Genomic DNA, 387 nt, shown 5'->3' on the forward strand with positions numbered 1-387 from the left:
ACGTCAGCAACGGCTGCATCAGCCCGGTCACCCTCAGCGGCCTCGACGCGTATGGCGGTGAACTGACCGTCTACGAAAAAAACCTCACCTACGGCACCGACCCGGACGCACCGGCCCTGACCCAGACCGGCACCTTCAACGTCAACGCGCCGGATGGCTTGCTAACCCTCACCGTGGGCGGCATTGCCGTGGTCACTGCGGGTGTGGCGGCAGGTTTCCCGCAATCGACCGAGACCGACACCGGCGCGATTTTCACCATTACCGGTTACAACCCGGCGACCGGTGTGGTGAATTACAGCTATACGCTGCGTTACGACAGCGACCACCCGAATCCCGGTGGTGCCGACAGCATCTCCGAGAACTTCGATGTGGTGGCCAAGGATGTCA

General features: G+C 62.3%; 1 protein-coding gene. It reads left to right on the forward strand.

The genetic code is table 11. From position 1 onward, the window contains the following. Positions 1-387, forward strand: a 387-nt coding sequence (locus tag IB254_RS30045; protein WP_192420955.1) for a hypothetical protein, incomplete at both ends; no start/stop codon positions are given.

The organism is Pseudomonas sp. PDM03, assembly GCF_014852385.1.
In the GTDB taxonomy this organism is placed as follows: Bacteria; Pseudomonadota; Gammaproteobacteria; order Pseudomonadales; family Pseudomonadaceae; genus Aquipseudomonas; species Aquipseudomonas migulae.